Raw genomic sequence first — 23,816 nt, 5'->3', positions numbered from 1 at the left:
GCACGGAGATTACCGGTTGTCCCGACCGTCACGGGGCAACTCCGCGAGGCGGATCACCCGGGCGGGAGATGTGCCAACTGGACCAGGCGCACCCCCTCCCGGCGCGTGACCAGACGCGCCCGGCCCGGGGGCAGCGGCCCGGCCCTGACCTGACCGACGAGCGCGCCCTCCTCCGGGCCGCCCGACATCACCAGCCCGGCCGTGGACAGCTCGCGCAGCCGCTGCACGATCGGCTCGTACGCGGTCCGCCCGGCACCGCCGGTACGCCGCGCCAGCACCAGGTGCAGCCCGACGTCCCGCGCGTGCGGCAGGTGCTCCTCCAGCGCCCGCAACGGGTTCGTCGGCCCGCCTGCCACCAGGTCGTAGTCGTCGACGAGCACGAACAGCTCCGGTCCCTGCCACCACGACCGGCTGCGCAGCTGCGCCGGGGTCACCTCCGGCCCCGGCTGCCGCCCCTGGAGATAGCCGGCGGCCGACTCGATCAGCTCGGCGGTGTGCGGCGCCGCGGTGCCGTACCCGATCAGGTGCGGCGTCTCGATCACGCCCATCAGGCTGCGCCGGTAGTCCACGAGCATCACCCGGGCCTGCTCCGGGGCGAACCGGTTGACGATCGAGGTGGCGAGCGCCCGCAGGAACGACGACTTGCCGCACTCGGCGTCGCCGAAGACCAGGAAGTTCGGCTCGGTGGCGAAGTCCAGCACCACCTGGGACAGGTCCGCCTCGGCCACGCCGATCGGGAACGCCAGCCCGTTCGTCGCGCTCTGGTCCAGCTCGGCGTACGGCAGCACCGGCGGAAGCAGCCGCACCCGGGGTGCCGGCGGACCGGTCCACGCGCCGGCGACCGCCTTGACCAGATCGGCGGTCTCCGCGCCCAGTGCCTCGACGCGGGGTTCGGCGGTGAGGAAGTGCAGTCCGCCCGCCGTGATGCCGCGTCCCGGACGCTCCTCCGGCACGGTCGCCGCCAGCGCCCGCTTGACCACCACCGAGTCGGCCGGGTCGCCGAGACGCAACTCCAGCCGGGAGCCGAACAGGTCACGGATCGCCGGGCGGAAGTCCGACCAGCGCAGCGCGCTCGCCACCACGTGCACCCCGTACGCCAGGCCCCGGGTGGCGAGTTCGGTGACCAGCGGTTCCAGGTCCTCGTACTCGCCACGCAGCGTGTTCCAGCCGTCCACCAGCAGGAACACGTCCCCGAACGGGTCCGGCGCGCCCGCCGCCCGCCGCCGTCGCCACGCCGCCATCGACTCCACACCGGCCTCGGCGAAACGACGCTCCCGCTCGGCCAGCAGGCCGGCGACCTCGCCGACGGTACGGCGCACGGCGGTGCCGTCGGTGCGCCCGCTGACACCGCCCACGTGGGGCAGGTCGCGCAGCGTGCCGAGCGTCCCGCTGCCGAAGTCGAGGCAGTAGACCTGCACCTCGGCCGGGGTGTGGGTGAGCGCGAGCGCGCAGACCAGGGTGCGCAGCAGGCTGGACCGGCCGCTGCGGGTGGTGCCGACCACAGCGACGTGCCCGGCCGCGCCGTCCAGCGCCAGCCAGAGCAGGTCGCGCCGCTGCTCGAACGGCTTGTCCACCACCGCCACCGGCACCTGGAGCGCCCCGTGCAGCTCCGGATTCGCCACATTGAGCCCGCGTACCGGGTCGGCGCCGACCGGGCCGAGCAGCTCGTCCAGGGCGGGCGAGGCGTCCAGCGGCGGCAGCCACACCTGGTGCGCGGGCGGGCCCTGCCCGGCCAGCCGGTCCACGAGCAGGTCCAGCAGCGTCTCGCCGCTGTCGTCCTCGGCGGGCAGGGCGACGGGCGCGGGCAGCTCGGGCGCCGGGACCAGGTGGGTGGAGAACGCGAGCACACGCGCCTCACCGGCGTCGGACGCGCCCGCCCCGCCGCCGCGGCGGCGGACCGCGCCGGAGACGTACGCGGCCTTGAACCGGGCCAGCGGGTCGGTGCCCGAGCGCAGGTAACCGTGCCCCGGGCTGCGCGGCAGCTCGTGCGCGTCCGGCACGCCCAGCACCGTCCGGGACTCCAGCGCCGAGAACGTCCGCAAACCGATCCGGTACGACAGATGCGTGTCCAGCCCGCGCAGCCGCCCCTCCTCCAGCCGCTGGCTGGCGAGCAGCAGGTGCACTCCGAGCGACCGGCCCAGCCGGCCGATCTGCACGAACAGGTCGATGAAGTCGGGCTTGGCGGACAGCAGCTCGGAGAACTCGTCGCAGATCAGCAGCAGCGACGGCAGCTGGGCCAGCGGCGAACCGGCCGCCCGTGCCCGCTCGTAGTCGCGCACGCTCGCGAAGTTGCCGGCCCGGCGCAACAGTTCCTGCCGGCGCATCAGCTCCCCGTTGATCGCGTCCACCATCCGGTCCACCAGCGGCAGCGCGTCGGCCAGGTTGGTGATCACGGCGGCGGTGTGCGGCAGCCGCCCGAACGGCGCGAACGTGGCGCCGCCCTTGAAGTCGACGAGGACGAAGTTGAGCTGCTCCGAGCTGTGCGTGGCGGCCAGCCCGAGCACGAGCGTGCGCAGTAGCTCCGACTTGCCCGAGCCGGTCGCGCCGATCAGCAGGCCGTGCGGGCCCATGCCGTCCTGCGCCGACTCCTTCAGGTCGAGGTCGATCGCCCCGCCGTCGGCGCCCACCCCGATCGGCACCCGCAGCCGGTCCCGCGCGGCCCGGGGCGCCCAGCCCTGCTCGGCGGTGAAGCTCTCCGGGTCGCCGAGACCCAGCAGCTCGGGCAGGCCCAGCTCGGCGCCGGGCGGCGCGTCCGGTCCGCGTACCGTGCCGGCCAGCCGCAGCGGCGCGAGCCGCCGGGCCACCGCCTCGGCGTCGGCGGGCGCCAGCGCGTCGGCGGCGCCCACCTCGGCGTGCCCCTCTGCGGAGTGCGAGTGCAGCCGGCCGTCGACCAGGTCGAGCAGGAGCGCGTACCGGTCGAGCAGCCGGGGCGGCGGGGTGTCCAGGTCGAGCACCGTGACCGCGTCGATGCCGCCGTCACCGGCCAGGTCGGTCGCGCCGGTCAGGTCGCCCCCGTCGAGCACCACCACGACGTGCGGCCCGTCGGTCGCGGTGCCGTGCGGGCTGAACCGGGACCGGGTGCCGAGCACGTCGTCGAGCAGCCGTTCCAGGTCGGCGGCGGAGCTGGTGACCAGCCGCACCGGGCCCAGCGCGTCGGTGCGCGCCGGGTGGTGGGCGTGCGGCAGCCACTTCACCCACTCCCAGGCGGTCCGGCGTTCCGGCCCGGCGCAGACCGCGATCAGCAGCTCGTCCGGCGCGTGGAAGACGGCGAGCTGGGTGAGCACCGCCCGGGCCAGCGCCTGCGCGGCGGGCGATCCGGCGCCGCGTACCGGGCCGGCCGGACCGCGCACGAAGACCCGGGCGAAGCTGCGCAGCGACAGCGCCACCGGCAGGTCCGGCACCACCGAGTACGCGTCCAGGAAGCGCCGCAGCGCCCCGGCCGTCATCGGCTCCAGCTCCTCCAGCGGGCGGGTGACCGGCGGGACCAGCGGGGTGGCGAGCGTCTGCGGGCCCACACCGACCCGGACCACGGCGAAGTCCGGGTCGCCCGGCCGGCGCTCCCACACCCGGTGACTGTCGACAGTCGACCAGAGCCGCCCCGGCTCCGGATGGCGGTAGGACAGCCCGGCGCGCTGGGCGCCGGCGGTCTCCCGTACCCGGCGCCGGAGCGTGGCCAGGTGGCGCAGGTACTCCCGGCGGGCGGCCATCAGCTCGGACTTCTTCGGCCCGGCGCTGCCCCAGGTGGTCACCAGCATCGCCAGCGAGGAGAGGCCGAACATGCCGCCCACCACGTACGAGTAGGCCCCGCCGCCGCGGCCGAACATCATCGCCATGGCCACCGTCCCGCCGAGCATCGGCAGCACCATCAGCGCCTGCTGCCAGCGCCCACCGGTCGCGGCGGGGATCTCCGGCGGCGCCTCGACGGGCAGCTCACCGACCGGGATCTCCGGTGCCGGGCGGCGTGGCGGCCGCTTGATGACAACAGTGGACACTCACCCTCCCCGAAAGTGGCTCTGGGTAACCCGAGCCTGGCTCATCGTAGGTAAAGTCCTCTCGTCCGTCAGCCCACTCCCGCCGCCCGATATGGAGATGCCTCGATGACAAGCGGGCTCGCCCGGGTCACGATCAGCGCGCCCAGGAGGCGGGTCGACGTGGCCCTACCGGAGCAGGTGCCCCTGGCCGAGCTGCTGCCCGAGGTGCTCCGGCACGCCGGTGAGGGGCTGGCCGACGACGGGGAACGGCACGGCGGGTGGGTGCTGCGCCGGACCGACGGGGCGGTGCTGGCCACCGCCCAGGCGCTGCTGCCGCAGGGCGTCCGCGACGGCGAGGTGCTGCATCTGGTGCCGGCCCGCGCGCAGTGGCCCGAGTTGGAATACGACGACGTGGTCGAGGCGATCGTGGACGGCGCCCGGCGCCGGGGCGCCGCCTGGTCGGGTCACGCCACCCGGGCCGCCGCGCTCGCGGGCGCCGCCGTACCCCTGGCCATCGGGCTGGTCGCCGTGGTCGCGGGCGGGCCGGGCGCACGCGGCTGGCCGGTCGCCGCGGCGGTCGCCCTGATCCTGGTGCTCACCGCCACCGCGGCGTCCCGGGCGTACGGGGACGGCCCGGTCGGCGCCACGCTCGGCGGGTACGCGCTGCCCTGGGCCGCGGCGGCCGGCGCGCTGGCTGTCACCTCCGGCGACCCGGTCGGCCCGATCCCCGGCCTGCGCTGGGTGGGCGCCCCGGAACTGCTGCTCGGCTCGGTGGCGCTGCTGCTGGTGGCGGTGCTCGGCCTGCTCGGCGTGGCCAGCCGGTCCCGCGTCTCCGTGGCCGGGGTGACTGTCGGCGTGGCAGGCGTGGCGGCCGCGCTCGGCGGGCTGCTGCTCGACCCGGACGGCACCGCCGCGGTCCTGCTCGCCGTGCTGGTGTTCGCGCTCGGCGGGCTGCCGTTGCTGGCCATCCGGGTCGGCAAGCTGCCGCTGCCGCCGCTCACCCTGCCCAGCCCGGCCGGCACCCGGGACCTGCCGGACCGGGGGCGGGTACACGCGGCGGTGGCCCGCGCCGAGGAGGTGCTCACCGGGATGCTGCTCGGCCACGCGGTGCTCGCAGTCGGTGCGGTCGCGGTGCTCGTCTCCGACGGGCGTACCGCCGGGCTGCTGCTCGCCGCCGTCGCCTGCGGGGTGCTGCTGCTGCGCTCCCGCCTGTTCGTGGCGGTACGGCACCGGGTGCCGGCGATCGTCGCCGGGCTGACCGGGTTCGCAGTGCTCGGCGTGGTGCTGGCCGAGCGGGCCGGTCCCGGTGGCCGCCTGGCGCTGACAGTGGGCGGGCTGGCCCTGGCACTCACGGCGGTCACCGCCGGAGCCACGTACGCCCGGCGCCCGGTCTCCCCGTACCTCGGCCGGCTGGCCGACCTGACCGACACCGCGCTCGTGGTCGCTGTCGTGCCGGTGGCCTGCGCGGTGCTCGACCTCTACGACCGGGCCCGCGACCTGCTCGCCTGAACACGCGGAGGCCCGGATCGCGAAGCGCGACCCGGGCCTTGGGCGAGCGTGGGCGTCAGTGCAGCGTCTCGCCGCGCTCCTCGGCCTCCTTGGCGCGCCGGTACGAGGCGGCGATCTCCGCCTCGGCCTCGACCCGGCCCACCCAGGTCGCGCCCTCGACCGACTTGCCCGGCTCCAGGTCCTTGTAGACCTCGAAGAAGTGCTGGATCTCCAGCCGGTCGAACTCGCCCAGGTGGTGGATGTCGCGCAGGTGCTCCTGACGCGGGTCCTCGTAGGGCACGCAGAGGACCTTGTCGTCGCCGCCCTTCTCGTCGGTCATCCGGAACATGCCGATGGTGCGGCAGCGGATCAGGCAGCCCGGGAACGTCGGCTCCGGTACCAGCACCAGCGCGTCCAGCGGGTCGCCGTCCTCGCCCAGGGTGCCCTCGATGAACCCGTAGTCGGCCGGGTACTGCGTGGAGGTGAAGAGGGTGCGGTCCAGCCGGATGCGGCCGGTCGCGTGGTCTACCTCGTACTTGTTGCGGTGACCCTTCGGGATCTCAACCGTGACGTCGAAATCCATCTTCCACGCTCCCTCGTCTGCCCACGCTGGCTAACGGAAACCAGCGGCTCACCCCCGGCGCGGGGTGAACGCCCCCCGTCGGCTCCGGCCGCCGCATAGTGTTCGGACCGAAGTAGTGTCGCCCAAGGCGATTTCGAGCGGGGAGGAGGGGGCCGTGGGGAGGGAAGATTCACACTACCGCCCCGAGAGGGTTGACGGGCGCGGGTCCGCCGGTTCCGGTTCCGGCGGGGCCACCGGGCGGGTGTCCGTCCCCGGTGCGAACATCCCCCATCGTCCGGCTCCGGCCACCGGGTCCGCCCGCGTCGGCCCGCCGCAGCACGGCTCCGGCCCGGCGAGCGGCTCGGCCCGGGTCGGCCCGTTCCACGACCCGACGGCTCCGCTGAACTGGCCCGGCGCGCCGGACCCGATCCCGGTCAGCCCGCCGGTCCCGCCGGTCGGCGCCGCGCCGCCCGTACCCTCCGGGCCGCCCCCGGGCCGGCCGCGACGCCGCCTGCGGCTCGTCGCGGCGCTCGCCTGCGTGCTCGTGCTGGCCCTGGCGGTGGCCGGGCTCGCGGTGCTGCGCCCCGGCCCGGTCGCCGGGTGGCTGGGCGACGACGACAGCACGGGTACGGCGGTCGCCGCGCCGCCCGAGCCCTCCCCGCAGGCCGTGCTGGCCGGGCCGGACGGCAACGCCCCGCTGCCCACCGAGGCCGGCATCCGCTCCGCCCTGGACCCGCTGGTCCGCGCCGCCGCGCTCGGCGACCGGGTGCACGTGTCGGTGGCCGACGTGAGCACCGGCCAGGCGCTCTACGGCACCGGCCAGGACACCCCCACCGTGCCCGCCTCGGTGACCAAGCTGGCGACCGGTGTGGCGGTGCTCGCCGCACGCGGCCCGGCCTACCGGATCCCGACCCGTGCGGTGGCCGGGGCCAACCCGGGCGAGGTGGTCCTGGTCGGCGGCGGTGACCCCACGCTCGCCGTGGACAAGAACGGCTTCTACCCGGGCGCGGCCCGGCTGGACGACCTCGCCGCCCAGGTGCGCGACGCGCTCGGTGGCACCGCGCCGACCAAGGTGATCGTCGACTCGTCGCTGTTCAGCGGCCCGGTCTTCGAGCCCGGCTGGGACGCCGACATCCCCACCGGCGGCTTCGGCGCGGCGATCACCGCGTTGATGACCGACGGCGCCCGGAAAGACGCCGCGGAGGCGCGGCGCACCGCCGAGGAGACCAACCACGCCGCCGAGCGGGTGCCGCAGCCCGACCTGACCGCCGGCCGGCAGTTCGCCAAGCTGCTCGGCCTGACCGGTGGCGCCGCCCAGGTGACCCGGGGCACCGCCCCGGCCGCGTCCGGCGGCTCGGGTACGGCCCCGGGCGCCGAACTCGGCACTGTCGAGTCCCTGCCGATGATCCGGCTGGTCGACATCATGATCAGCGACAGCGACAACGTGATCGCCGAGGCGATGGCCCGCCAGGTGGCGCTCGCCAAGGGCAAGCCCGGCTCGTTCGCCGGCGGCGCGGCCGCAACCGACCAGGTGCTCGGCGAGCTGGGCCTGCCCGCGGGCGAGATCAGCCTGGCCGACGGCAGCGGGCTGTCCCGCACCAACCGGATCAGCCCTTCGCTGCTCACCGACCTGATCACGCTCGCCGGCAACGGCAGCCACCCCGAACTCGCCGCGATCTTCGGCGGCCTGCCGGTCGGCGGCTGGTCCGGCACGCTCGACGAGCGCTACCGGGCGGCGGCCACCCGCGCCGGAGCGGGCGTCGTCCGGGCCAAGACCGGCACGCTGAGCGGCGTCAACGCGATCGCCGGCACGGTGACCACAGCCGACGGCCGGCTGCTCACGTTCGCCGTGCTCACCGACCGGACCCAGGGCTCGCTGGACGACACCCGCGCGGCGCTGGACCGGATCAGCTCCGCGCTCGCCGGGTGCGGCTGCCGCTGACCGACGGGCGTCGATCGGCCCGCGCGAGCCCGGGTGGGGGTGTTCCGGCGCGGGTACGGTGGGTTCATGGCGCAGTTCGTGGACTGGGATCTGGCCGCCGCTACCGCGGGGGCGCTGAGCAAGTCGGGCCCCCGGGTGTCGTACGCCGAGGCCACCGACGTGGTCGGCGACCTGCGGCGGCTGACCGACGAGGCGGCCGGTCACGTCGCCGACTACACCGGCCTGCGTGCGCAGGTCGCGCACCCGCCGGTACGCGTGGTCGACCGCCGGGACTGGGCGGCGGCGAACATCGCCGGGCTGCGTGAGGTCGTCTCCCCGCTGGTCGAACGCCTCTCCGGCGACAAGCGGCCGGGCGCGCTCACCGAGGCGATCGGCTCCCGGGTAACAGGTGTGCAGGCCGGCACTGTGCTGGCGTACCTCTCCGGCCGCGTGCTCGGCCAGTACGAGGTCTTCGCCGGCGACCCCGGCCAGCTGCTGCTGGTGGCGCCGAACATCCTCGAGGTCGAGCGGAAGCTCGGCGCCGACTCGCGCGACTTCCGGCTCTGGGTGTGCCTGCACGAGGTCACCCACCGCACCCAGTTCACCGCAGTGCCGTGGATGCGCGCGTACTTCCTCGGCGAGGTGCAGGCGTTCGTGGACGCCTCCCAGGGCGGCGAGCACCTGCTGGAGCGGCTCCGCCGCGGCGTGGCCACGCTCTCCGACGCGGTCAAGGACCCGGAGAGCCGCGCCAGCGTGCTCGACATCGTGCAGACGCCGGCCCAGCGCGCCGTGCTGGACCGGCTGACCGCGCTGATGACGCTGCTGGAGGGTCACGCCGAGTTCGTGATGGACGGCGTCGGTCCGCAGGTCATCCCCAGCGTCGAGTCGATCCGGGCGGCGTTCAACCGCCGCCGCGAGTCCGGCAACCCGCTGGAGAAGGCGATCCGCCGGCTGCTCGGCATCGAGGTCAAGATGCGCCAGTACGCCGAGGGCCGCAAGTTCGTGCACGGCGTCGTCGACCGGGTGGGCATGCAGGGCTTCAACAAGATCTTCTCGTCCCCGCTGACGCTGCCCCGCCTCGACGAGCTGGGCGACCCGGCCGCCTGGGTGTCCCGCGTACACGGTCCCGCCGGTGCCACCCCGCCCGTCGGCTGATCCGGCCGGTTCGGCTGATTCCGGCGCTCGGTCGCGCCACTCGCCGTCGCCCGCTCCCGCCGTCGCCGCCGTACGGCTCGCCGTCCGCCGGGTGCTGACCGGCCTGCCCGGCACCGGTCCGGTGCTGGTGGCCTGCTCCGGTGGGGCCGACTCGCTCGCGCTCGCCGCCGCCACCGCGTTCGTGGCCCCCCGGCTCGGGCGGCCGGCCGGCCTGGTGACAGTCGACCACGGCCTGCAAGCCGGGTCCGCCGCACGGGCCGAGTCGGTCGCCGGCTGGGCCCGCGCCGAAGGGCTCGACCCGGTCGACGTGCTTCCGGTACGCGTGGACGGCCGGCCCGGCGGACCCGAGGCGGCCGCCCGCGAGGCCCGGTACGAGGCGCTGATCGCCGCCGCCCACCGTCACGACGCAGCCGGTGTGCTGCTCGGGCACACGCGTGACGACCAGGCCGAAACAGTCCTGCTGGCGCTGGCCCGGGGCGCCGGACCGCGCGGGCTGTCCGGCATGCCGGAGCGGCGCGACGTCGACGGGGTACCCCTGCTGCGCCCGCTGCTCGACGTCCCGCGCGCCGATACCCGCGCCGCCTGCGAAGCGCTCGGACTCGACCCGTGGGCGGACCCGCACAACACCGATCCCGCGTACGCCCGGGCCCGGGTCCGGGCCGACGCGCTGCCGGCACTCGCCGACGCGCTCGGGCCGGGGGTGGTGGCGAACCTGGCCCGGACCGCCGGACTGCTCGCGGCCGACAACGCCGCGCTCGACGCGCTCGCCGACGCCGCGCTCGCCGACGTCCGGACCAGGGAGGGCGGACTGTCCGTAGCCGGGCTCGCCGAGTTGCCGGCCGCCGTCCGTACCCGGGTGCTGCACACCTGGGCCCGCGAGCTGGGCGCGACACCGGCCGCGCTGTCGCACAGTCACGTGGCCGCGCTGGACGCCCTGGTCACGGCGTGGCGCGGACAGGGCCCGGTGCACCTACCCGGCAACCGTCAGGTACGCCGCCAGGCAGGCCACCTCCTGCCCTGACCGCCGCCCTCTCTTCCTCCTCCACCCCGCTGATCAAGGCTTCTGGCTCACTTCCCGCCCCCAGCCCGCAAACTCCTTGATCACCGCTCCAGGGGGCCGGCCGGGGCCGTTGATCATGAAGTTGACGGGGAGAAAACGGGCGGAAAGCACGGTCAACTTCATGATCGACGGGGTGGGGCGGGGTGAGGGCGGCGCGGGCGGGGCGGGGGCGGCAGCGATGTGGGGTGGGGTCAGGTGGTCTGGCGGTCTCGGAAGGTGGTGCGGTAGGCCAGCGGGGTGGTGCCCACGCGGCGGGTGAAGTGGTGTCGCAGCGCTGCCGCGTCGCCGAAACCGGCCTGCTCGGCGACGCCCTCCACGCTCAGTGACGTGTCCTCCAGCAGGTGCCGGGCCAGCAGCACCCGCTGGTTGGTCACCCAGTCGTGCGGGGTGGTGCCGGTCTCGGCGCGGAACCGGCGGGCGAACGTACGCGGAGCCATCCCGGCGCGCGCCGCCAGCTCGTCCACTGTCACCTGTCGCCGCAGGTGTCCCATCAACCATTCCAGCACCGGTTCCAGTGTGGGTGCCTCCGGCGCCTTGGGGATCGGCGCCTCGACGTACTGGGACTGGCCGCCGTCGCGGTGCGGCGGCACCACCATCCGGCGGGCCAGCCGGGTCGCCACCGCGGAGCCGTGCTCCTGGCGTACCAGGTGCAGGCAGGCGTCGATGCCGGCGGCGGTGCCGGCGCTGGTGAGCAGCCGGTCGTCCTGCACGTAGAGCGAGTCGCACTGGACCCGGGCGGCCGGGAAGCGCTGCTGGAGTTCGTCGGTGTACCGCCAGTGGGTGGTGCAGTCGCGCCCGTCGAGCACGCCCGCCTCGCCGAGGACGAACGCGCCGGCGCAGACGCTGAGCAGCCAGGCGCCCCGGTCGGCGGCGCGGCGCAGCGCGGCGAGCACCGGCTCGGGCACCGGGGTGCCGTCGGCGTGCGCGGGCACCGCCACCAGGTCGGCGTCCTCGACCGCGCCCAGGCCGGCGGTGGGGGTGAGCAGGAACCCGGAGCGGCTGCGGACCGCGCCGCCGTCGGCGGTGCAGACGTCGAACCGGTATCCGGGGAAGCCGTCGGCGGTGCGGTCGGTGCCGAAGACCTCGGCGAGCACGCCGAGTTCGAACGCGGCGACGTGATCCATGGCGATGACGGCGACCGAGCGGAGCATGTGACGAGGGTAACCCGACAGGTGGCAGGAAATCGATGCCCGGTGACATTCCTGCCACTGTCCGGATCGGTCGGTGGCTCGCAGAATCAATGGTGTCCGGTGCGCACCGGCGGCGAAAACAGTCTCAACCATGCGAAAGTGAGCGCCGCCATGACCGTTCTGCTGCTCCTGCTCTTCCTGCTTCTTCTCGTCGGCGCCAGCGCCTTCGGGTTCACCGCCGACACCCGCGACTCGGCCGACTGGAAGCCGAGCGACGACGGGCAGCGCTGGCGCTCCCGTACCTGCTGAGGTGATTTATTCAGTTCGCGCCGAAAATCCCCGGCGGGACCGCGCCAAAAGGGGCGGCCCCGCCGACGGCGGCGCCGGGGCGTACGGCAGGCTAGGAGCATGGCTGACGGCTCCTGGTACGACGCCGACATCGACCACGTGATCATCTCGGAGGCGCAGATCCGCGACAAGACCGCGGAGCTGGCCAAGCAGGTCTCGGCGGACTACGCCCACGTCGAGGACGGCCTGCTGCTCGTGTGCGTGCTCAAGGGAGCGGTCATGTTCATGGCCGACTTCGCCCGCGCGCTGGGCCGTCAGGGCCCGCCCGCCGAGCTGGAGTTCATGGCCGTCTCGTCCTACGGCCAGGGCACCACCTCGTCCGGCGTGGTCCGCATTCTCAAGGACCTGGACCGGGACATCGCCGGCCGCCACGTGGTGGTCGTCGAGGACATCGTCGACTCCGGCCTGACGCTGTCCTGGCTGCTGCGCTACCTGGAGTCGCGCTCCGCGGCGAGCGTCGAGGTGGTCGCGCTGTTCCGCAAGCCGGACGCGGTCAAGGTGCAGGTCCCGGTGAAGTACGTCGGGTTCGACATCCCCACCGAGTTCGTCGTGGGCTACGGGCTCGACTTCGGCGAGCGGTACCGCGAGGTGCCCTACGTCGGGGTGCTCAAGCCCGAGGTGTACGCGCGGGCCTGAGGGGTTGCCGAGCCCTTCGTCAGTTGACATTCAGCGGGCTCTCAGTCTCCCGGTCTACGGTGGGAGCCGGTGACGTGGAGGCACCCTCCACGCCCGGCCCCTCGAACCGCGTGACCGTGCGGTGTGGGCGGACCGGGTGGGAGCTCCCCGCCACGCCGGCTCAAACCCGGGTTCGCCCTACGCGTAAGTGCCGGGCTCGCAGGCTCGCTCGTCGCGCGCGCCGAGGTTTCGAATGTGCGCGACTGCGGGGCTCGCAGGCTCACTCCTCGCGCGCACGGTGTACCGTCGAATGACCGTGGTGCGGCAGTTTGCGTGCCCCGGGGGTCGGGGCGGCCCGCACGGCGGCCCCGGCCGCCGCTCAAGGCGGCGACACCATTCAGACGGTCAGGACGTCGATCAGGAGGATGCGGGCGCCTCGGCACCCGACTACAGCATGGAACGTACGCGTTTCTTCCGCCGACCGGTGGTCTGGATCATCCTGGTCATCCTCGGCGCCGTTGTGCTCAGTCAACTGTTCACCGCTGGTCCCAGCTACCACCGGGTGGACACGTCCGTCGCGCTCGACCAGCTCAACAAGGGTGGCATCGACAAGGTCGTCTTCCAGGACAAGGAGCAGACGCTCCAGCTCGACCTGAAGGACAAGGCCAAGTTCGACGGCGACACCACCACTGACAAGATCGAGGCGCAGTTCCCGTACGAGGTCGGCGGCCAGGTCTGGAACCAGGTACGCGAGGCCGAGGCGGCGGACCGCATCACCGGCCCGGTCGACACCAAGGTGTCGTCGGACAGCATCTGGGTCAGCCTGCTGGTCAACCTGCTTCCCATCGCGCTGCTCGTGCTCCTGCTGCTGTTCTTCATGTCGCAGATGCAGGGCGGCGGCTCCCGGGTGCTCAACTTCGGCAAGTCCAAGGCGAAGATGATCACCAAGGACACGCCGAAGACCACCTTCGCGGACGTCGCGGGTGCGGACGAGGCCGTCGAGGAACTGCACGAGATCAAGGACTTCCTGCAGAACCCGGCGAAATACCAGGCCCTGGGCGCCAAGATCCCGAAGGGCGTGCTGCTGTTCGGCCCGCCCGGAACCGGTAAGACGCTGCTCGCCCGCGCGGTGGCCGGCGAGGCCGGGGTGCCCTTCTACTCCATCTCCGGCTCCGACTTCGTCGAGATGTTCGTCGGTGTCGGCGCCAGCCGCGTCCGCGACCTGTTCGAGCAGGCCAAGTCGAACGCCCCGGCGATCGTCTTCGTCGACGAGATCGACGCGGTCGGCCGCCACCGTGGCGCCGGCATGGGCGGCGGTCACGACGAGCGGGAGCAGACACTCAACCAGTTGCTGGTCGAGATGGACGGCTTCGACACCAAGGGCGGCGTCATCCTGATCGCCGCCACCAACCGGCCGGACATCCTCGACCCGGCGCTGCTACGCCCGGGCCGGTTCGACAGGCAGATCCCGGTCGACGCGCCCGACATGGAGGGCCGCAAGGCGATCCTGCGGGTGCACGCCAAGGGCAAGCCGTTCACGCCCGACGTCGACCTCGACGCGGTCGCCCGGCGTACCCCGGGCTTCAGCGGCGCCGACCTGGCCAACGTGATCAACGAGGCCGCGCTGCTCACCGCTCGTAAGGAGCAGCGGGCGATCACCAACGACTCCCTGGAGGAGTCGATCGACCGGGTGATCGCCGGTCCGCAGCGCCGGACCCGGGTGATGAGCGACCAGGAGAAGAAGATCACCGCGTACCACGAGGGTGGGCACGCGCTGGTCGCCTGGGCGCTGCCGCACGCCGCGCCGGTGCACAAGGTGACCATCCTGTCCCGGGGTCGCTCGCTGGGTCACACGCTCGTCCTCCCGACGGAGGACAAGTACACCCAGACCCGGGCCGAGATGATCGACACCCTGGCGTACGCGCTGGGTGGCCGGGCGGCGGAGGAGCTGGTCTTCCACGAGCCGACCACCGGCGCCGGCAACGACATCGAGAAGGCCACGCAGCTGGCCCGCGCGATGATCACGCAGTACGGCATGAGCTCCAAGCTCGGTGCGATCAAGTACGGCACCAGCGGCGACGAGCCGTTCCTCGGCCGGAACATGGGCCACGAGCGGGACTACTCCGACGCGGTGGCCGCCGAGATCGACGGCGAGATGCGCGCGCTGATCGAGCTGGCCCACGACGAGGCCTGGGAGATCCTGGTGGAATACCGGGACGTCCTGGACAACATGGTCCTGGAGCTGATGGAGAAGGAGACGCTCTCCACCGCCGACATGGCCCGGATCTGCGCTCGGGTGGTCAAGCGCCCGCCGATGGCGCCGTACCACGGCTTCGGCAAGCGCCAGCCCTCCACCGAGCCGCCGGTGCTCACGCCGGCCGAGAAGGAGGCGCTGAAGGCGCAGGCCCAGGCCGACGGTGCCTCGGTCGGCGGGGCCAGCAACAACTCGGACGGTACGCACTGAACAGCGATCCGACGACGGCCGGCTCCCAGCACAGGGAGTCGGCCGTCTCCGCGACCGAGCCCGACGGGGACGACGCGCTCGACTACGTGGCCGCGCGCCTGATCAGCGGCAAGCTCACCGGTGGCCCGGTGGAGGACAGCGTCGACCTCGCCCGGATCGAGAAGGCGGTCCGCGAGATCCTCATCGCGGTCGGCGAGGACCCGGACCGCGACGGCCTCCAGCAGACGCCCGCCCGGGTGGCCCGCGCGTACGCCGAACTCTTCGCCGGCCTACGGGTCGACCCCGCGCAGGTGCTCCGCACCACGTTCGAGGCCAACCACGAGGAGCTGGTGCTCGTCCGGGACATCGACGTGATGAGCCTCTGCGAGCACCACCTGCTGCCGTTCCGGGGCAGCGCGCACATCGGCTACATCCCCGGCCCGGACGGCCGGATCACCGGCCTGTCCAAGCTGGCCCGGCTGGTCGAGGTGTTCGCCCGCCGGCCGCAGGTGCAGGAGCGGCTCACCTCGCAGATCGCCGACCTGCTGATGTCCAGCCTCGCACCGCGCGGCGTGATCGTGGTGCTGGAGTGCGAGCACATGTGCATGGCGATGCGCGGCATCCAGAAGTCCGGCGCGAAGACCATCACGTCCGCCGTGCGCGGCGGCCTCCAGAACGACGCGAAGTCGCGGGCCGAGGCGATGGCGCTGATCATGGCCCGCTGACTCCGACCGGCATCGACGGCCGCGTACCCCCGCCCGGGAGGGCGCGACCGTCGTCAGTCGGGCAGCATGGCGAGCAGCAGACCGGCGGCGGTGAGCACCGCCGGGACCAGACAGACCAGGGCGCCGAAGCGGGGTGTCCGGTCCACCCGGTCGGTGGGCCGGGGCCGGAAGACACGCCCCACCGCGAGCCAGCCCAGCATGAACGCGACAGCCGGCAGCGGCAGCCCCACGAGCAGCGCCAGCACCGTCACCGGCCCCGGCCCGGTGACCGCGTACAGCACCAGCTGGAGCAGCGGCACCACGAGCGCCAGCGGCCCGTACACCAGCAGGTTGCGGGGCCGGGCCGGCCACCGGGCCAACCGCGGCAGGCCACGCGCGCCCAGCGTGTCGTCCGCCGCGTCCGCCCAGTCCCCGGCCGCGCGCAGCGCCGCCAGCACCGCCGACGGCCCGCCCGCCATCGACCGGGCCGCCTCGGTCACCTCCGGCGGCGTCGGGACCAGCGACATCGCCGGTACGCCCAGATCACGCAACCGGGACTGCTGCGGCGCCAGTCGTTCGCGTACCGCGGTCAGCTCCTCGCGGGCCGCGGCCACCGACCGTGCCTGCTCGCCGGCGGCGGTGGCCGCCGCCCGGCGTACGCCGTCGAGCGCCCGCGCGGCCGCGACGTACTCCGACCAGGCCGACTCGGCGGGGTCCGTCACAGTGGTCGGCCCACCCGAGCGGGGCCCCGGTACGGCCGTGCCGGTCTCACTCATGCCGCCCCCTCCCCGGCGCGGTCGGTCGCCCGCGGGCCCGGCTCGATCCGCGCGGTCGCCACCTCGGTCGTGCCGAACGGCACGAAGACAGTGCCCTGCTCGTCCGGGCCGTCCCAGAGCACCGCGCGTCCCGGCCGGGGCCGCCACCAGACCGGGCGGTCGAAGAGCTGCTCCAGCCGGCCGCCCGGAACGTCGGTGACCGCCACGGCGGTGAGCTTGTCCACCTCGCCCTCCGGGCCGAGCAGTCCGGCCAGCGGTGCGGGTGTCCGCCACCAGCCGAGCAGGTGCCTCCCGGCGGGCGGGCCTTCCAGCAGCAGCGTCCGCAGCAGGTCGGGCGGCAGCTCGGTGGCGTCCGGCACGTCCAGCCCGAACACCACCAGGTAGCCCGGCTCGTCCGACTCCACGGCGGTCCGCAGCCCGGCCGCGTCGACGGTCTCCACCCGGTGGCGTCCGGCCAGCTCGGCGGCGAGCACCCCGGCCGGCTCGGCCGACCCGTTCGCCAGCGGCGCCAGCACGAACCGGGCCGCGCCCGGATGCGCTGCCGCCGCGCTGCGGACCGCCGTGGCCAGCAGCCGCTCGGCCTCCTCGTCCCGCCCCAGGACGGCCAGGTTCCGCCCCGCGCCCGGCCCCAGCGGCACCGTCACAGTGGACCGCCGCACGTCCACCGCCCGGCCCAGCAACGCGGCGGGCGCGTGGGCCCGCCCGGCCAGCGCGGCCCGGTGCCGCGGATCGTTGGCGAGCAGCGGGCGGGCGTACCCGGCGAAGACCACAGGTGGCGTCGCCGACTCGCCCCGCGCCTCCCAGAGCCGTCGCCGCAGGCCGGTCAGGACCTCCGGATCCTCGTACGGATCCGGGAAACGGATCATCCGCTCGTGCCCCCGGGTGGCGCCGCGCGGACCGCCCAGACCACCCGCCGTGTTCACCACCGCGCTGCCCACCGGCAGCCCGGCGGCCGAGTCGTTCGCCGGCTCCAGCACCGCCGAGCCGCCGGGCAGCGCCACCCGCACCGGGAACTGGCCGAGGAGCGGGTCACGCGGACCGCCGATGCCCAGGTCACCCTCGCCGGCCAGCACCAGGTGGATCCCGTACGACCGGCCGGCGCGGGCGAGCGCGTCCAACCGGGCCAGCAGGTCGGCGGCGAGCCGGTCCCGCTCGCGCAGCGCCAGCGGGAAGTTGTCGACCACGCAGACGATCCGGGGCAGCGGCTGGTGCTGCCGCAGCTCGGTGTAGCGCTGCCCGCCGGCCCGCCGGGACGCCTCCTCGCGGCGACGCCGCTCCGCCTCCAGCTCGCCGAACAGGTCGGCCACGTACTCCCGGTCGGCCGCCATCCCGGTGGCGCGCACCTGCGGCACCCAGGAACGGTCCCGCTCGGTCTGGAGGAACTCCACGAAGGACTCGCCGTCGGCCAGATCGGCGAGGTAGAGCGCCAGTTCGTCAGGGCCGTACCGGGCGGCGAGGCCGAACAGGGCGTCGGTCAGGAACGCCGACCGGCCCGCCTGTCCCCGGCCGCTGACCAGCCAGTGCGGAGTCAGCTCGGTGAAGGACAGGCTGACCGGGCGCCCGGCGGCATCACCCACAGTGGTGCTCAGCCCGTCGGCCGAGCCGGCCGTCCAGAAGCCGTCGGCCGGCAGCAGGTCATGCAGGGAGAGGCGGGAGCCGTCCTCGATCTGCCGGGTCAGCCGCGCGCACACCTCCGCGACCAGATCGGCGGGCGGATCCTCGTCGAGGAACACTGGCGAGTTCAATCCGCCCGGCGGCTCGGCGCCGGGACTGCTGAAGCCGGCGCCGGGCAGGTCGCCGACCAGCGCGTACGCGGTGCGGACAGTGACCGCTGTGGCGCGCGGGAGCGGGCTGCCGTCCGGCCAGCCGGCAAGCACCAGATGCAGCCCTGCGTGCGGCCCGCCCTCGGCCAGCCCGGCGAGCCGGTCCAGGTCGGCGGTGGTCGTACCCTCGGGCAGCACGGCCACCACGAGCAGCAGCGTCCGGTCGTGCCCGCGCTGCCGGGCCGTCCCGGCCGCCACCCACTGCTCCGCCTCGGCGAGCACCGCACGCATCCCGGCGAGGTCGGTGGCGGGCGGCGGCAGCAGGCCGGCGTCGGCGAGCGGCGCGTACCCGGCGAACGTGGTACCGGAACCGCCGTCGACCGCGCGCGCCAGCAGCGCGCCCGCCGGGGTCGCGGCGAACACGCGCAGCAGCAGCGCGCGGAGCAGCCCGGCCACCCGGGCGTCGGAGGCGTCGGCGTCGAGGCTCACATGGCCGCTGCCGAGCAACGGCACCAGCGCGGGGAAGCGGGCGTCGTCGAGCGGCGCCGCGGTGCCCACCCGGACCAGCGGCGGCAGACCGTCACCGGGAGGCGTCGTCGCGCTCAGCGACTCCGGCGGCCCGCCGGCCCAACCCGGCGCCGCTACTTCTGCAGCCGCCCGCAGGCGCTCGGCCAGCTCGTACTGCCGGTGATGGTCGGCCGGCGCGGGCCGGATCTCGTCGAGGATGCCCGCCGCCGCCGTCGCGGCGGCCTCGGCCCGGCGGTGCAGCGCGGCGGCCCGGCCGGCGCGCGCCTTCGGAGTCGCCACCGCGTCCACCTCTCTTTCCGAGGCCGACATGTCCTCCCCGAGGTGTGACGGTAACCCAGGCGGCGGCCGTCCACCGGGATGTCGGTCGGCGCGGTGAGCTGGTCGGCGGTGAGCAGCCTCACCCCGCGGCCGGTCGGCATCCGCCCGGCGGTTCGCCACGATCCGCCGGTTCCAGGCATTGGGTACGCGAGGCGCAGCCGATAGCCTCAGGAGGTGGAATCAGTGCAGCCCCCCGCCGGTTCCCAGGTGTCCCGAGTACCGGCGCAGCGGACCCCGCCGGAGCAGTTGGCGCCCCCCGCGCCCGCTCCCGCCCCGGTACGCCCCAAGCGCCCGGTGCGCACAGTGCTCGCTGTCGTCGCGGGAGTGCTGGCGGTGCTGTGCACCGTCGGCGGTGTGGTCGGGTTCGTGCTGTACGACCGCGCGACCGCCCCGGACCGAAGCGCCCCCGACGTGGTCGTGGCCAACTACATTCGGGCCTACCTGATAGATCGAAACGACGCAAAGGCTCAGGAGTTCACCTGTAATGACAGCCAAGGGCTCGGTGAGATGCGTGATCTCAGGGCTGAGTTGGAGCGGCGCGAGGCCACCTTCGGCGTGTCGATCAAGGTGAGCTGGGGGCCATTGCTTCAGGCCGAGAATGGATCAGGCGAATCGGTTACCACGACGCTCGCCATCGCTAGCTCAAGGGATGGCCAATCGGTAAGCAGTCGTCGAGAGATTTGGCGGTTCGACTTGGCGGATAACAAGGACGGCTGGCGCGTCTGCGGGGCGAGTAAGGTCGGTTGACACCTACTCAAGCCAGAGCAGGTGTACCGGCACTTCCAACGTGGTCGGCGCCTGGCCGCGCCAGGCCCACCGGTACCACTCCAGCTCCGGGGCCACCCGCACGCAGATGTCGCCGTCCGCGCCGGAGTAGGTCTCGGTGACGGCACGCAGGTCGCGCCGTTCCACACCGTTGTCCACGTGCACCACGCGCCGCCCGGTCACCGCGTCGGCCTCGAACACCGGCGTGGGCGGCCGGCGTTCGGGCACGTCCAGCGAGACCAGCCGGAGACCCGGGGCGGTCGCACCGGCTGCCGGACGCCGTTCGCCGATGGTCTCCACCCAGACCCGTTCCACAGGCACCAGCGGTGCGAACACCTCCACCTGCTCGGCCTCGGCCCGGTACCACTCCTGTTCCGGGATCACCGGTACGTAGGTGCGGCTGCCCTGCACGACCCGCTCGTCGGCCCGCAGGTCGCCACGCCAGCCGAGACCGGGCAGGCCGACCAGCACGCGGCGGCCGCGCAGCTCGATACCGCCGGTGGCGGGCACGGTCTCCACCGGCCGGGGCGGCAGCGGCGCCCAGTCCGGCCGGTCGGCGAACGGGTCGGGCAGGGGGTTGCTCATCCGCCCGGCCTCACCCGGTCTCGCCGAGGGGCGCGCCCCGCTTACGCATGAAGGGCACCGGGTTCTCCGCCCCGTTGCTGGACCGGTCGCCGTCCTTGTGCACCTCGAAGTGCAGGTGCGGACCGGACGAGTTGCCGCTGCTGCCGGAGAGCCCGATGACCTCGCCCGCCTCGACGGCCTGACCCGGCACCACGTGGGGCCGTTCGACCATGTGGCAGTAGCGGGTGATGAACCCGCCCGCGTGCAGGATGTCCACGAACCATCCGCAGCCGCCCTTGTCCGGCCAGCCGTCCCGGTCGCAGTCCCGCTGTCCGGAGCGGTCGGGGTCGCAGCGGGCCACCAGCACCCGGCCCGCCGAGGCGGCGTGGATCGGGGTGCCCTTCGCGGCGGCCAGGTCCACGCCGTGGTGGCTGGGACGGGCCGTGGTGCGGAAGCCGGAGACCACGCCGCCGGGCAGCGGGGCGGTCCAGCCGGAGGCGGCGATCCGGTCTCCGGCGGCGGCGTCGCACACGGCCTTGCCGGCGATCTCCACGGTCCGGGCGGCGCCGCCCGCGAGCGCGTCGACGATGCGTCCGGCCAGCTCCTCGTGCTTGGCGTAGGCGTCGGGGTAGGCGCTGACCTGGACCCGCTGCGCCACGACGGTGAGCGGGCGCTGCTGCCAGTTCGGCACCTTCTCCATCTTCTGGTAGAACTTGCGGGCCGCGTACGACGGCGTCATCCGCTGCTCGACGCTGCCCCATCCGGGCCGTTGCTGGAACAGGCCGAGCGAGTCGTGGTCGGCGCCCACCCCCTCGTGCGGCAGCGCGAGCGACGCGGGGACGGTGCTGTTGGCGAGGTTGCGCAGCGCTGACTCCTGCATCGCGGTGGCCAGCGCGATCACCCAGCCGCGTGCGGGGAGCTTCATGTCCTGGCCGACCTTGATGATGACCGCGGCGTTGCGCAGCTGGCGCTCGCCGTACTCGGCGAAGCGCGGCATGTCGCCGGTCAGGTTCACCTGGTAGGCCGGGTCACAGTTCAGGGCCGCGAGCTTCGGGTCGTCCTCGTCGCCGCCCAGTTCGGTGAGGAGGAAGGCGCCGGACCCGCCGACGCAGCAGAGCAGGGCGAGCACGCTCGTGACGGCTGTGGCGATCACGCCCAGGCGCAGCTTCCGGCGGACCTGTCCGGCGACGGCCGGGCCGGTGGTCACGACCGCTCCCAGTCGATCGCGTCCACCAGCCAGGGCCCGTCCGGTGCGACGAGTTCGAGCCGGAGCGTGCCGTTGTCCAGCGGAACCAGGGCCTCCACGAAGGACTCGGTGCGGGGCCGGAGCGTCGGGGCGCCCGTGGTCCTCCGTGCGGGCACGGTCTCCGGATCGGCGCCCGTCATCTTCTCGGCCAGCGCCGGGGTGGAGAGCGGCCGCAGGCGGGCCTTCCAGGCGTCGCCGCTGCTGCCCGGCCCGCTCAGCCACGCGGTGGTGAACCGGCCGGCGACCTGCTCCGGCGTGTCCTCGCCCGGCCGGGTCTTCGGGGCGACGGCGGCCGGCGGGCTGGCGAGCACGCCGTCGTCACCGGCCTCCGGGTCCGCGGTGCTGATCGGCTGGGTGGGGCGGCCGGTCAGGCCGAGGCCCGAATCGCCGGGTCCGCCGACGAGGCGGGCCGCGCCGATCACCCCGAAGACCAGCGCGGCGATCACCAGGGCGATGCCGAGCCTCGACCGGAGAACCCGGGCGAAGAGGAACTCCAGGGCGCGTCGCACCGGACTCACCGGGCCTCGGAGCGGATGCGCGGCGCCGGCCGGGCCGGTGCGGTGCCGCGGCCCGCCGAGTCCGGCCGGTAGACGGCGTAGGAGGGCGCCTCATCCGGCACGTCCGGCCCGGTCCAGGTCGACGGTGCGCGCCGGGGGCGGGGCGTGCCGCCGCGACGCTCACCCGGCCGTCCGCTCGCGGGCGCCTGCTCCGGCCGTTCCCGCCCGTCCGGTCGCTTCCGTTCGGCGGGTGTGGCGCTGTGCGCCGGATCCTCGTGCCGGGCCTCCGGCCGGAGACTGCGCTGGTCGGCCGTGACGGTGCGGCGCTTGCCGATCGCCGGTTCGTTGGTGCCGCCGGGCTCGGCCACGTCCAGCCGCGCGGCGATCCGCATGTCCCGGAAGAAGCGGCGGTGCCAGGAGCCGGCCGAGCTGACCGCCTCGCTGCTGTCCTTGCCGCCGAGCTGGGTGATCCGGCGGTACGGCCGCAGCAGCAACCAGCCGACCACACCGCAGAGCCAGACCAGTACCACCTGGAGCCAGCCGGGCAGCGTGGCGGTGTTCATGATCAGGTCGACGGCGAAGAGGTAGATGGCCGCGCCGGTGCCGAAGATGGCGATGTTGAAGACCGCGGCCACCACCGCGTTCGCCAGCCGCCGGAGCCCGGCGCTGGCCGGGCGCATCAGGCCGACAGTGCCGAGGATCGGCGCGGCGATCACCGCCCAGCGGAAGATCAGGAAGCCGAGCAGCACCAGCAGCGACGCGGTGAGGTCGAACATGGCGAACAGCACCGAGGCCAGCACCGCGATGAACCCGGCACCGATCCGGTCCATGTCCCGCGTGCCCTGGAGGTACTCGTACGCCTCCGGGTCCTCGGTCTTGATCTGCTCGGCGACCTTGGCCCACTGCTGCTGCTTGGCCTTGATGACGACGTCGCGGGTGGCCGGGTTGGACCGGATCGACGCCGATTCGTCCCAGGTCAGCGACTTTGCGTCGTAGAGGGCTTGGCCGTACTTCTTCGCGGTCTCGCTGTCCGCCGAACCGAGTACACCGCGCAGCCAGTTCCGGTAGAGCATCGTCTCGGTCGCCGTGTCGCTCGCGCGCACGGCGGGGGGACGGTGATCCTTGCACGCCTGCGGATTCGGGTCGTCACACTGGCCTGGCGGGGTGTCCTTGGTAGACGGACCGACCGCATCGTGCACCACGCCCAACGTGGTGATCAGCGTGTTGTCGGCGATGTTCGCGGACTTGACCGGCCATGCGGCCAGCGCGGTCACCGCCACCATCACCAGCAGCGCCCAGCCCGCAGTGGTCATCGCGTTGCTCATGTCCGACTGGCGGGACCGCCAGAGCAGGTAGAGGCCGACCACGCAGACGGTGATGATGCCGAAGACGCTGAACACCTTCTGGTAGACGGCCTTGGTGGCCTGCTCCACCAGCGGGTCGGCCCAGCTCCACATCGTGCGCGGATCCCAGGCGCGCTCGCGCAGCGCGTTCGAGGCACCGATCACCGCGTTGGCGAACATGAACTCGCCGTTGGCGACCATCGTCGTGAAGCGGTAGTCCGGATGCAGCACGGAGGAGGCGCAGCCGCCGTCCACGTCGTACGTGTTGTAGCTGTACCCGGCGTACCCGTAGTCGCTGTAGAGGCCCTTCGGGCCGGGCTCCTTCGCCGAGTCGGGCCGGGACGCGAACCAGCCGGCCAGGCCCGAGTCCGGCGCGGCGGGCACCGGCGCGTTGCGGCACTCGACCTGGTCCTCGCTGACCGCCTTGAGCCTGCCGACGCAGGACCGGAAGTCGGTCTGCCACTCCTTGGTGCTGCACAGCTCGGCGCGCGCCTGGGTGACCGGCGCGGCGGCGTACGCGGGTGTGGCCGCCCCGATCACCGGCCAGGAGATCGTGGCCCCGGCGAGTACGCCGAGCGCGAGGAGGAGCGCCGCGATCCGTGCCCGGGCCCTCGCCATG

At 74.1% G+C, this 23,816-nt stretch carries 19 protein-coding genes; 9 read left to right on the top strand and 10 right to left on the bottom strand.

Annotation, left to right across the window (positions count from 1 at the left end; all coding sequences use genetic code 11):
• Positions 1-53: 53 nt before the first annotated feature.
• The gene (gene eccCa / locus O7622_RS02865; protein WP_282311734.1) at positions 54-3,992 is read right to left on the bottom strand and encodes a type VII secretion protein EccCa; all 3,939 of its coding nucleotides are present in this window, start codon (positions 3,990-3,992) and stop codon (positions 54-56) included.
• Positions 3,993-4,097: 105 nt separating this feature from the next.
• Here eccCa and eccD point away from each other — a divergent pair, with 105 nt between their 5' ends.
• Entirely contained in the window at positions 4,098-5,480 is a 1,383-nt protein-coding gene (gene eccD / locus O7622_RS02860) for a type VII secretion integral membrane protein EccD (RefSeq protein WP_282311733.1), read from the top strand.
• Positions 5,481-5,535: 55 nt separating this feature from the next.
• Here the strand turns inward: eccD and O7622_RS02855 are convergent, their stop codons facing one another.
• Positions 5,536-6,042, bottom strand: a complete 507-nt coding sequence (locus O7622_RS02855) for an inorganic diphosphatase (RefSeq protein ID WP_013288994.1) — start codon at positions 6,040-6,042, stop codon at positions 5,536-5,538.
• Between the two features lie 490 nt (positions 6,043-6,532).
• Here O7622_RS02855 and dacB point away from each other — a divergent pair, with 490 nt between their 5' ends.
• The 3 genes from dacB to tilS all read left to right on the top strand — a co-directional run bounded on the left by dacB (position 6,533) and on the right by tilS (position 10,118).
• Positions 6,533-7,963, top strand: coding sequence for a D-alanyl-D-alanine carboxypeptidase/D-alanyl-D-alanine-endopeptidase (gene dacB, locus O7622_RS02850; protein WP_282314014.1), 1,431 nt, complete (start codon positions 6,533-6,535; stop codon positions 7,961-7,963).
• A 66-nt stretch (positions 7,964-8,029) separates the two neighbouring features.
• Positions 8,030-9,097 carry a zinc-dependent metalloprotease gene (locus O7622_RS02845; RefSeq protein WP_282311732.1) on the top strand — a complete coding sequence of 356 codons (1,068 nt, stop codon included), beginning with the start codon at positions 8,030-8,032 and terminating at the stop codon, positions 9,095-9,097.
• Positions 9,098-9,188: 91 nt separating this feature from the next.
• Positions 9,189-10,118, top strand: coding sequence for a tRNA lysidine(34) synthetase TilS (gene tilS, locus O7622_RS02840; RefSeq protein ID WP_282314013.1), 930 nt, complete (start codon positions 9,189-9,191; stop codon positions 10,116-10,118).
• Positions 10,119-10,151: 33 nt separating this feature from the next.
• Here tilS and O7622_RS02835 read toward each other — a convergent pair whose 3' ends face one another.
• Together O7622_RS02835 and O7622_RS02830 are read right to left on the bottom strand one after the other, a co-directional pair.
• A complete protein-coding gene (locus tag O7622_RS02835; RefSeq protein ID WP_282311731.1) occupies positions 10,152-10,280 on the bottom strand; it encodes a hypothetical protein in 129 nt (42 codons plus the stop codon).
• A 68-nt stretch (positions 10,281-10,348) separates the two neighbouring features.
• Positions 10,349-11,308, bottom strand: coding sequence for a helix-turn-helix domain-containing protein (locus O7622_RS02830; RefSeq protein ID WP_282311730.1), 960 nt, complete (start codon positions 11,306-11,308; stop codon positions 10,349-10,351).
• A 150-nt stretch (positions 11,309-11,458) separates the two neighbouring features.
• On the opposite strand from O7622_RS02830, the gene O7622_RS02825 reads away from it, so the two are divergent.
• The 4 genes from O7622_RS02825 to folE all read left to right on the top strand — a co-directional run bounded on the left by O7622_RS02825 (position 11,459) and on the right by folE (position 15,418).
• A complete protein-coding gene (locus O7622_RS02825; RefSeq protein WP_018786602.1) occupies positions 11,459-11,596 on the top strand; it encodes a hypothetical protein in 138 nt (45 codons plus the stop codon).
• A 99-nt stretch (positions 11,597-11,695) separates the two neighbouring features.
• A complete protein-coding gene (hpt, locus tag O7622_RS02820; protein WP_013288988.1) occupies positions 11,696-12,271 on the top strand; it encodes a hypoxanthine phosphoribosyltransferase in 576 nt (191 codons plus the stop codon).
• Between the two features lie 433 nt (positions 12,272-12,704).
• Entirely contained in the window at positions 12,705-14,714 is a 2,010-nt protein-coding gene (ftsH, locus tag O7622_RS02815; RefSeq protein ID WP_282311729.1) for an ATP-dependent zinc metalloprotease FtsH, read from the top strand.
• An 86-nt stretch (positions 14,715-14,800) separates the two neighbouring features.
• Positions 14,801-15,418 (top strand): GTP cyclohydrolase I FolE, encoded by a 618-nt coding sequence (gene folE / locus O7622_RS02810; protein WP_013288986.1) that lies wholly within the window; start codon positions 14,801-14,803, stop codon positions 15,416-15,418.
• A 53-nt stretch (positions 15,419-15,471) separates the two neighbouring features.
• Here the strand turns inward: folE and O7622_RS02805 are convergent, their stop codons facing one another.
• Entirely contained in the window at positions 15,472-16,173 is a 702-nt protein-coding gene (locus O7622_RS02805; RefSeq protein WP_282311728.1) for a hypothetical protein, read from the bottom strand.
• Positions 16,170-18,752: an FtsK/SpoIIIE domain-containing protein gene (locus O7622_RS02800; protein WP_282314012.1), complete on the bottom strand. Its 2,583-nt coding sequence runs from the start codon at positions 18,750-18,752 to the stop codon at positions 16,170-16,172. Before O7622_RS02800 ends, O7622_RS02805 begins: the two co-directional genes overlap by 4 nt.
• Before the next feature lie 213 nt (positions 18,753-18,965).
• On the opposite strand from O7622_RS02800, the gene O7622_RS02795 reads away from it, so the two are divergent.
• Complete coding sequence (locus O7622_RS02795) at positions 18,966-19,529, top strand: hypothetical protein (RefSeq protein WP_282314011.1); 564 nt, start codon at positions 18,966-18,968, stop codon at positions 19,527-19,529.
• A 3-nt stretch (positions 19,530-19,532) separates the two neighbouring features.
• Here the strand turns inward: O7622_RS02795 and O7622_RS02790 are convergent, their stop codons facing one another.
• From O7622_RS02790 to O7622_RS02775, 4 genes are read right to left on the bottom strand one after another with little or no spacing between them, the layout of a single operon-like run.
• Positions 19,533-20,132: a hypothetical protein gene (locus O7622_RS02790; protein ID WP_282311727.1), complete on the bottom strand. Its 600-nt coding sequence runs from the start codon at positions 20,130-20,132 to the stop codon at positions 19,533-19,535.
• A 10-nt stretch (positions 20,133-20,142) separates the two neighbouring features.
• Positions 20,143-21,318 (bottom strand): M23 family metallopeptidase, encoded by a 1,176-nt coding sequence (locus O7622_RS02785; RefSeq protein ID WP_282311726.1) that lies wholly within the window; start codon positions 21,316-21,318, stop codon positions 20,143-20,145.
• Entirely contained in the window at positions 21,315-21,875 is a 561-nt protein-coding gene (locus O7622_RS02780) for a hypothetical protein (RefSeq protein WP_282311725.1), read from the bottom strand. The genes O7622_RS02785 and O7622_RS02780 overlap by 4 nt, the downstream gene beginning before the upstream one ends.
• Entirely contained in the window at positions 21,872-23,815 is a 1,944-nt protein-coding gene (locus O7622_RS02775; protein WP_282311724.1) for an MFS transporter, read from the bottom strand. Before O7622_RS02775 ends, O7622_RS02780 begins: the two co-directional genes overlap by 4 nt.
• Position 23,816: the final 1 nt, after the last annotated feature.

The sequence above is a fragment of the Micromonospora sp. WMMD1076 genome, assembly GCF_029581475.1.
Taxonomy (GTDB): domain Bacteria; phylum Actinomycetota; class Actinomycetes; order Mycobacteriales; family Micromonosporaceae; genus Micromonospora; species Micromonospora aurantiaca.
This window is presented reverse-complemented; position numbering and strand designations above follow the sequence as displayed.